This is a genomic window from Tolypothrix sp. VBCCA 56010, from assembly GCF_050875635.1.
Lineage (GTDB): Bacteria > Cyanobacteriota > Cyanobacteriia > Cyanobacteriales > Nostocaceae > Hassallia.
Genome location: NZ_JBPAOH010000206.1, coordinates 1 through 10,587, shown reverse-complemented (window position 1 = coordinate 10,587; position 10,587 = coordinate 1). Strand labels below are relative to the sequence as shown.

At 45.1% G+C, this 10,587-nt stretch carries 4 protein-coding genes; all 4 read right to left on the bottom strand.

Annotated features, from left to right (window positions below):
- The coding region (locus tag AABK37_RS37350) for a condensation domain-containing protein (RefSeq protein WP_432556498.1) at positions 1 to 712 on the bottom strand (712 nt) is incomplete at its 3' end.
- A complete protein-coding gene (locus AABK37_RS37345) occupies positions 709 to 5,403 on the bottom strand; it encodes an SDR family NAD(P)-dependent oxidoreductase (RefSeq protein ID WP_432556497.1) in 4,695 nt (1,564 codons plus the stop codon). The genes AABK37_RS37345 and AABK37_RS37350, both read right to left, overlap by 4 nt.
- 22 nt (positions 5,404 to 5,425) lie before the next feature.
- Complete coding sequence (locus tag AABK37_RS37340) at positions 5,426 to 10,111, bottom strand: SDR family oxidoreductase (protein ID WP_432556496.1); 4,686 nt, start codon at positions 10,109 to 10,111, stop codon at positions 5,426 to 5,428.
- A partial coding sequence (locus AABK37_RS37335; RefSeq protein WP_432556495.1) for a phosphopantetheine-binding protein occupies positions 10,104 to 10,587 on the bottom strand: 484 nt, incomplete at its 5' end. The genes AABK37_RS37335 and AABK37_RS37340, both read right to left, overlap by 8 nt.

Here is a 10,587-nt window from a genome sequence, read left to right as displayed (position 1 = left end):
TTGCTGTAGAGTTGCACGTAGCTTGGTATACTGCTGCTAACTCCCGCACCAGCACGCCGATTGACCAACCATCTGAAACAATATGGTGCATCACCACCAGCAATACGTGTTCTTTTTCTCCTAGCTTGAGCAAACTTGCTCGCACTAACGGGTCAACAGCCAAATCAAACGGTCGGCTTGCTTCTGAAATTGCCAGTTGTTGGCAAGTGATTTCTCGCTGTGTTTGGTCTAGCTGTTGCAAATCCACAACTTGCAGTGGTAAGCCACGGTTCGGGTGAATGACTTGAACGGGTTGCCCGTTCACTGTCACGAAGTTGGTGCGTAGGGCTTCGTGGCGGTTGATGATGTAATTGAGACTGGACTCCAAAGCCGCAACGTTGAGTTGACCTTCAAAACGCACAGTAACATAAATGTTGTAAAAGCCACTATCAACCTCTAACTGCTGTAGGAACCACAAGCGTTGTTGGGCAAACGAGAGAGGTAGCTTTCCTTCTCGTGGAACCAGCAGAATGGGATCAAGAGTCGAACTTGAGCCAAGATTAGCCTTTTGCAGAAACGCAAGGATTTCTGCTTTGCGCTCTTGCAACTGAACACGCAGAGAAGGTGTCAGTGTTCCTTCCGGGGCACTACAGCGTAGGCGATCGCCATCAGCCCAAAGCTTTATATCCAAACTACACAGGTAAGACAAAAACTCTTCGATAATAATTTTCATAATTCTATCTCCTCTCGGTTGTTCACCATCTCAACGGGGAGAGCACGTATCTGTTGTGCTATTGAACGAATTCTCTCAATATGCTTGGCGAGTCCTGCCACACTAGACTCCTCAAATAGGCTGTGTACGGGCAACTCAACTTGGAAGGTTTCGCGTATCCGAGAAATGACTAGAGTACCTAGCAAGGAATGTCCCCCTAACTCAAAGAAGTTGTCGTGAATGCCCACTTGCTCAATTCCAAGCAGTTGTTGCCAGATATTAGCAATAGTTTGCTCCAGCTCATTGCGGGGAGCAACATAAGCATTGCTGAGTTCAGGTCTTGGATGTGCTGGTTTGGATGGGATAGTTTTATCTAACGGTTCCAAGAAAGATAGTGTTTTTGAAGCATTCTCCCACTCACCTCGAATCCCTAAATCTCTAGTTGATACCGCAACTTGAGGCAATTTACTTTCCAAAATGCGGCTTAAGGCATCTACGCCCTCATCCGGCAATATTCCTTGTTGAAGAATCTCACTACGCAATTTTTGGAGTTCGAGTGGCAACGCTGTGTTTACTGCCATCCCCACCTCTTGCCAATTATCCCAGTTGGTACATACAGTGAAAGTACCACGTTTGGAATTTTTGTAGTGAGCAAAGGCATCAAGAAAGGCATTTGCACTAGCATAGTCTACCTGCCCAAATCCTCCTAAAATTGAAGTAGTTGATGATGTAAGGATAAAGAAATCCAACTGAATATCCTTGAGGATAGAATCGAGAATTAGCGTACCCTTCACTTTAGGTGCGAGAATTTTCTCTGCATCATCCGGGGTTTTACCTTGAATTACGCCGCCTCCAGGAACTCCTGCGGCGTGGACTACTCCATTAATCTGACCAAATCGGTCTTTTGCCGAAGCAATAGCTTGTTGCATTTGTTGCTGATTGCTTGTATCTGCACTGACCACCAAAACTTCAGCACCTAGCTCTTCAAGTTCCTGAACTTTCCGGATTTTGCGGCTCACGCTATCTTGATCGTCATGACTAGCAAGCCATTGTTCCCACTCCTCTCTGGTGGGCAAAGCTGAACGTCCTATCAGGATAAGTTTGGCTTGTACAGTCTTCGCAAAATGTTCCGCTAGCACAAGTCCAATGCCTCCAAGTCCACCTGTAATCAAATAGACTCCACCTTCCCTTAACTGTGGTGTCGCTGCGCTGGACTTATCCAATCGAACTGGCTCAAAAGTTTGCACCCAGCGATGAAGACCACGATAAGCAATTACCCGATCGCTCGTAGTGGTTGTAAGTTCCCTCAGCAGCTGGTCTGTAAGTTTTTCCTCGTGCCAACTTTCTGTTGAAGGAATGACAACATCAATGCTGCAACAGTTTATGTTTGGGTATTCTTGCGCTATAACCCTAACAGGTCCAAGTATAGTTGCTTTTTCTGGACACAGCACCTCAACGCCTGTCACTTCCTGCATATTGTTGGAAATAACCGCGATTTGCAGCTTATCATTCACAGTTTGTTTGCCAAGGGCTTGTGCTAAAAACAATAGACTGTAAAATCCTAAATCTTGAGCTTCTTGAAAAGTTGGGCGCACGGAAACCGTGACGCACCCACTTTTCGCTGTGTCAACCGATTCAAGTTCTGATTCGGCTTCACTGTTCGGCGTGACACTCCATAAATGTACAATCTTTTGTGGAATTTTGCCCAGTGTGTGCAGTTGATTGAGCAGGGCATCGTAGTCATTACTTTGTCTGGGATTTAGGGTATATAGGCGATCGCTCAACTTAGTAAACTCTGACCCAACCTTCACCGTAATGACATCGTGTCCCTCAAATTCAAGTTTTTTCACCAATTGGACACCCAAGCCACACTCATCGATAAATACAAGTGTATTCGATCGAACTGGTGTCTCACCTAATTTAGGGGCGATGAGCTGGGAGCGTTTCCAGGAGGGAATGTAGAACCAGTCGGCAATGTCTGGCTTTTTATGTGGTACAGACGTTGAAGACAACATTTCTACATTAGTCTTGACAGCGCTTGCTTGTTTTTGTGGTTCAATCCAGTAACGCTGGCGCTCAAAAGGATAAGTCGGCAAGGGGAGGCGATGACGCTGCTCATGGTGATAAAATCCCGACCAATTCACCTGTACGCCACTAAGCCAGAGCTTGCCTAATGTAGTGAGCAAAAATGCTACATCCGATTGGCGATCTTGCGGATGGCGTAAGCTCGAAAGCACTACTTGCTGGTTCCCCTTATCTGGATGCTGTCTGACTAATGTGCTTAATGTCTGTCCGGGACCAACCTCTAGCAGAATTTGCTCCGGTTCTTTTAAGAACTGTTGCACACCCTCACCAAAACGTACTGTGGAGCGCAAATGGTTTGCCCAATAGTTTGGATCTGTTGCTTGTGCCGCAGTAATCCAAGTGCCCGTGACGTTGGATGTGTAGGAAATTTGTGGGGGCTTTAACTTAACTTTTTTGACCTGCTCAATGAACGACCCAAGTATGGGTTCCATCATTTTTGAATGGAAGGCATGGGAGGTATGTAAACGGCGACACTCCACACCTTGTTCGGCTAGGTGGTTCTCTAATGCCTCTACAGCCTCAGCTATCCCCGAAACTACGCAAAAGCTCGGTCCGTTAATCGCAGCTAAAGAAAGTTCATTGCCCAAGAGGGTTTGCACCTTCTCTTCTGGAAGGGGAACGGAAAGCATTGTCCCTGAGGGCAGTTGTTGCATCAGCTGTCCTCGTGCAGTCACCAAGGTTAGGGCATCTTCCAGAGAGAAAACATTTGCCAGACACGCTGCAACATATTCACCGATGCTGTGACCGATCATCGCTTGCGGACGCACTCCCCATTCCATCCATAACTTTGCCAAAGCGTACTCAATCACAAACAGCGCTGGCTGTGCAATAGCTGTCTGTTTAATTTGCTGTGCAGCAACTTCTGCGCGTTCTTCGCTTGGGTACAGCACATGGCGCAGGTCAAGCCCCAAGTGGGGTTTGAGGAGTTCCGAGCAAATATCTACCTGCTTGCGAAATGTCGGCTCAGTCTGGTAAAGTTCTAGAGCCATATTAACGTACTGCGCTCCCTGCCCTGAAAACATAAACACTACAGGTCGAGCCTTCGGTTCTATGAAGCTTGTAAAAACTTGTTTTGCATCCAGGGAATTAAGTGCGATCGCTACCTCGTTAATATCTTGACAAACTAGCATCCGTCGGTGGTCGAAACCTCGGCGACCCACTTGCAACGTATGAGCAACATCAGCTAGGTTAATATCTGGATGCTGTTGGAGGTAAGCAGCCAAATTCGCTGTTGCACTTTCTAAAGCTGTATCGGTTTTAGCCGAGAGCAACAACAACTGCCAGGGACGAGAAGGACCTGATGGTTCAACAGCAGGGGCTTCTTCAAGTATCACATGGGCATTTGTCCCTCCAAAACCAAAAGAACTGACTCCCGCACGGCAAGGAGTACCATTTGCCTTCCATTCTGAAAGTGTGCTATTGACGTAAAAAGGGCTGTTATCAAAATCTATCTGAGGGTTAGGCTGCTCAAAGTGCAAACTAGGAGGTATTTGTTTATGTTTAAGGGCTAGGACAGTTTTAATAAGACTTGAAATACCAGCTGCCCTATCCAGATGCCCGATATTGCTTTTTACAGAACCAATGGCACAGAAGCCTTTCTTCTGTGTTCTGGCGCGAAAAGCCTGTGTCAGTGCTGTGACTTCAATCGGATCTCCTATAGATGTTCCAGTTCCGTGAGTTTCTATATAGCTGACAGTATCTGGCTCTACTCCAGCGGCAGATAAAGCCTCTAAAATCACATCTGCTTGACCATTTACACTCGGCGCTGTGTAACTAACTTTTAAAGACCCATCATTATTTATAGCCGAACCTTTGATAACAGCATGAACGAAGTCGCCATCAGCAATGGCATCCTCTAATCTTTTCAAAACCACAATGCCCAAACCGTTACCAAAAATAGTTCCCTGTGCTTTAGCATCAAAGGGGCGGCAATGCCCATCAGGTGATAAAATACCCTCTTGTCGATGGTAGTACCCAGCTTTTTGTGGCACTTGTATTGACACACCACCAGCTAAAGCCATATCACATTCACTATTTAGCAAGCTTTGGCAAGCCAAATGAACAGCTACCAACGATGTAGAACAATAAGTTTGAATATTAATGCTTGGTCCTTTCAGGTTTAATTTATAAGAAACACGAGTAGCTAAAGAATCTTTATCATTTCCCAAAGAAATCATTTCTTCTAATCCCGTGACATCAGGATTTGAATAAAGATTCAACATGTAGCTACTCATGCTGCTGCCAGCATAAACTCCAATAGAACCCTGAGCAGAACCGCCGTAGCCAGCAACCTCAAGGGCTTCCCAAGCACACTCTAAGAAAAGGCGATGTTGTGGATCTATAATTTCGGCTTCTTTTGGAGAAAAGCTGAAGAACGAAGCATCTAACAACTCTATATCTTTGAGTAGGGGTTTTGCTTTTACATACTGAGGGTCATTTAGCTTTGCCTGGTCTATACCTGAAGTCTCCAGTTCCTCTTCACTTAAAAAGGAAATTGACTCTACACCGTTTCGCAGATTCTGCCAAAATTCTTCAATATTTTTTGCTCCAGGAAACCGACCAACCATACCAATAATGGCTATGTCTAAATCATCGATCGCGTCGTCCAATTTTTCCGAGTTTTTCATAAAATTATCCTTTTACCAAAAATTATTTTGAAATCCGCTGGCGTTGCTTTTTCTTCTCTCTTCGTTTTTTCCCTCGATCAAAACTGGACTCACCAAGAATATCTTGATTTTCATCACCGCTTAAAATTTCAGCAAGGGAACTGACGGTAGGACTTTTATAAAGACTGACTAAAGGAATTTGAATATTCAATTCTTTCTGCATCTGGGAAATAACCTGGATACTTATCAGAGAATTACCTCCCAAATCAAAAAAGTTGTCATGAATACCTACTTTCTCAATTCCGAGGACTTGTTGCCAGATTTCGGCAACTATTTGCTCAACCTCATTGCGAGCCGCAACGTAATTATTTCCTAAATTGGGGCGGGGATAGGTTGGTTTGTCAAGATTTGCCGTCGCTAATTTCTCTGACAAAAGCGCTAATTCTTTTCCCCGCAATTGGAAAGAATTGTTCTGTTCAATTACCGATTGGAGGTCTTTTGTTGACACAACAATCTGAGGCTGCTTAATTCGCAAAATGCGACCAAACGCTTCGACACCCTCTTGAGGTAATATTCCTTTTTTAAGACTTTCTTCACGCCCCTGTTTGATCTGATCTGGCACTGCGGTTTCCACTGCCATCCCTACTTCTTGCCAAGCATCCCAGTTAATTGATACTGTAAATTGACCAGTGGTAGCATGACGCTGGGCGTACACATCTAAAAAGGCATTCGCCGCACAATAATCTACCTGTCCAAAATCACCAAGGATGGAACTTATAGATGAACAAAGCACAAAGAAATCTAGATTGATATTCTTTAAAGCCTCTTCTAATACTAGTGTACCATTAACTTTCGGTGCTAGCACACTAGTGGCTGTATCCAGCGTCTTGAGTTGAACCACACCGCCACCGGCAATACCCGCTGCGTGGATGACACCATTAATCTGACCAAATTGTTTTAATGCCTGAGCAATTACTGCCTGCATTTGTTCGGGATTAGCGACATCGGCACTTTTGAGTTGAACCTGTGCACCCAATTCTTCAAGAGCCAACACTTTCTGGAGTTTGCGGCTGACAGCATCCTGGCTATCATGAGTTGCTAGCCATTGGGACCATTGCGATCGCTCGGGTAGCTCCTTTCGTCCGATCAGGATTAACTTAGCTTGTACTGTTTTAGCTAAGTATTCAGCTAATACTAACCCAATTCCACCAAGTCCACCAGTGATTAGGTAAACTCCTTCTTGCTTTAACCTGGTTTTACCTGCAATATTATCGTCTAAATGGATTTTCTCAAAGGTTTGAACCCAGCGGTGATGCCCACGGTAGGCAACTATGTTTTCACTCGTCTGTACTGTAAATTCCGTTAAAAGGTTATCTACCAGTTGTTGTGTTGGTGTTTCCGAATAAGGAATCACTACATCAATGCAACAGCAGGTTAAGTTGGGGTATTCTTGTGGAATCACTTTGCACGGTCCTAACACCGTTGCTTTCTCAGGACACAACCTCTCCTGTCCAGTGACATCATATATATTGCTGGTGACGACCATCAGCTTAATGGGGTCAGTAATATTCTCTTCTCCCACCGCTTGTGCTAGGAAAAGCAGACTCCTGAAGCCGAGATTTTGAAAATCTTCAAAAAATTGATGCGGTGATTTCGTCAGTTCATCTAGCTTGTTGTTGAGCAGTGTATCATTGGGTGTGACGCTCCAAAAGTGGGCGATCGCGTTTGGGTTCAAATCCTGCTTTTGAAGTGCTTGGAACAAGGCATTATAGTCATCTGGTTGTTGAGGATTAATGGCGTATGTACGGTCATTGAGTTTGGTAAATTGCTCTCCCATCGTCACGGCGATCGCATCCTGACCCTGTTGTTCAAGTCGTTTTGCGATTTCGTCTCCGATTCCATAGGCATCTACAAAAACCAACCAGCATAACTTTTGCCCTGCCAGTTCTCCGTTTTGAAAAAGCTCAGGTGGTGTGGATTCTTTCCAACGAGGAACATAGAACCAGTCGGCAATATTTGGCTTCTTGTGTAATGGTTCTTGTGATACTGTAGCTTGGGCAAATGAGGGATTTGGCTTAATCCAGTAAGGCTGGCGTTCAAAAGGATATGTCGGTAGGGGGATGCGATGGCGTTGTTCATAAGTGTAAAAACTAGACCAATCGATTTCAACCCCCAATAACCAGAGCCGACCCAAAGTGTTAAGTAAAAATGCTACATCTGACTGTTGCTCCTGTGGATGACGCATTGAGGTCAGTACCGCCAATTTTTCTGTTTGATGCTGAAGAGCAAAAGTACTTAATGTCCGCCCAGGTCCAATTTCCAGTAAAATGCGCTCATGTGTTTGAACTAACTGAGCGATTCCTTCATTAAAATGTACTGGCTGTCGTAAATGCCTTGCCCAATAGTTGGGGTCTGTTGCTTCTGTTGCGGTAATCCAAGTTCCACTGACATTGGACACAAACGGAATTTGGGGGGGATTGAGTTTGACGAGTTGTAACAACTGGGTGAATGGCTGAATGATGGGTTCCATCATTTGAGAATGAAAAGCATGACTCGTATGCAGTTGCCGACACGCTACACCTTTTTCTTGTAGCTGCTGTTGCAATTGTTCTACAGCTGACAAGGAACCTGACACCACACAGTAGGAAGGTGCATTGCTTGCTGCTAAAGACAGTTCCTTTGTCAGCAAAGGTTTCACCTGTTGTTCGGGAAGTTGAACTGAGAGCATTCCCCCTTGAGGTAACTGCTGCATCAGTTTTCCTCGCTTTGCTACTAGTGCTAAGGCATCGTCAAGCGAGAAAACTCCAGCCACGGTAGCAGCTACGTACTCTCCAATGCTGTGACCAATCATCGCTTCCGGATGCACACCCCATGCGATCCACAACTGAGCAAGAGCGTACTCAATTACAAACAGCGCTGGCTGGGTAATAGCAGTTTGTAGCAGATACTGTGCGGCTTGTTGAGTTTGTTCTTCATTGGGATAAAGTACAGTACGCAAATCCATTCCAATGTGAGGTTTGAGCAATTGACTACAGTAATCGACTTGCTCTCTAAAAATAGGCTCACTTTCGTAGAGTTCCCTGCCCATATTAACGTACTGCGCTCCCTGCCCGGAAAACATAAACACTACAGGTCGAGCTTTGGTCTCTATGAAGCTTGTAAAAACTTGTTTTGGATCTAGGGGATTAAGTGCGATCGATACCTCGTTAATATCTTGGCAAACCAGCATCCGTCGATGGTCGAAACCCTGGCGACCGATGCTTTGCGTGTAAGCAACATCAGCGAGGTTAATTTCAGGATGCTGTTTTAAGTGTTTGACCAGATTTGCAGTTGCAGTATCAAGTGCAGAGTCGGTTTTGGCTGAGAGAACCAGCAACTGCCAAGGTCTAGATTTTCCAGAAGACTCAATAGTAGGGGCTTCTTCTAGGATGACATGGGCATTAGTGCCGCCGATGCCAAAAGAACTGACCCCAGCTCGGCGTTTAATTTCGTCGGTTTTCCATTCGCGCAGAGTCGTGTTGACGTAAAAGGGACTATTGGCAAAATCAATCTTGGGATTGGGCTTTTCAAAGTGTAGCGTCGGTGGCAGCAACTTGTGTTTAAGCGCTAGGACTGTTTTAATCAGACCCGTTACACCAGCAGCAGCATCTAAATGTCCAACATTTGTTTTCACCGAACCGATCGCACAGAAGCCCTTCTTTTGGGTTGTACCACGAAAAGCTTGTGTCAGCGCGGCGATTTCAATCGGGTCTCCCAGAACTGTTCCGGTTCCGTGGGCTTCTATATAGGTGATTGTTTCGGTCTCAATGCCAGCTATAGCCTGAGCCTCTGAAATCACTGCTGATTGACCTTCCACACTAGGAGCAGTATAACCAACTTTTGACGAACCGTCGTTATTGATAGCTGAACCTTTTATGATTGCATGGATGCAGTCTCCATCAGCAAGGGCATCCGATAGGCGTTTCAGAAGGACGATTCCTACACCGTTGCCGCTAACAGTTCCCTGAGCTTGGGCATCAAAGGCTCGGCAGTGTCCATCGGGAGAAAAAATCATGCCTTCTTGATACAAATAACCTGCCTTTTGTGTAAGGCAGATTGAAACACCACCAGCTATTACCATATCACACTGGTAATTCAGCAAGCTTTGGCATCCCATTTGGACAGCCACTAATGACGTAGAGCAGGCAGTGCTAACGTTAACACTCGGTCCTTTGAGGTTCAGCTTGTAAGAGACTCGCGTAGGCACAAAGTCTTTATCATTGCTAATAAAAATTTGATAGTTGCCCACCGATTCGATTTGGTCGCGGTTTGAGACTAGGTTATGGAGCAAGTAGGTATTCAGACCGGCACCAGCGTAAACACCAATTTGACCATTGTATGTTTGGGAGTTGTAACCAGCATTTTCAAGAACCTCCCAAGCACACTCCAAAAAGAGGCGGTGTTGGGGGTCCATAACTTCAGCTTCCTTAGGTGTAAAGCCGAAGAATGACGCATCAAACATTTCTACATCTGACAACAAAGCATTTGCTTTGACATAGTTTTGGTCATTCAGTAAAGCTGGGTCTATGCCTGAAGCCTCTAATTCCTCATCAGTGAAAAATGAAATGGACTCCACACCGTCGCGTAGATTTTGCCAAAACTCATCAACATTTTTGGCTCCCGGAAAACGACCAGCCATGCCAATTATAGCTATAGGTTCCAAACCATCTTGTGTTTCCCAGTTATCCATTGGTTTTCTTCCTTTGTTTCATAAGTGGTCGTCGTTTTAGAGCTTCTATTTGCTTGCTGGCACGGTCATTAATTTTCTGCAAAGTAGGTGTTTCCACATCATGTTTCTGGCTGAGATATTGTGCCAAAGAACTTATGCTTGGATATTTAAACAAGTCAACTACTGAGATTTCCCTGTTAATGTTTTCTAGTAACTTGTGATGAAGTTTGTTATGAACTTGGATGATCAGGAGTGAATGACCACCAACTTCAAAGAAATTGTCGTGGACACCTACTTTTTCCAGATTCAGCACCTCTTGCCATACAGCAGATATGAGTTGCTCTACCTCGTTTCGGGGTGCAACGTACGCTTCCACCTCTAGTCTAGTGTGGTCGGGATCTGGTAGTGCCTTGCGGTCAACTTTACCATTAGGTGTGAGTGGCAGGGTATCAAGCACCACAAAAGAAGTTGGCACCATGTAATCGGGCAGTTGCTGT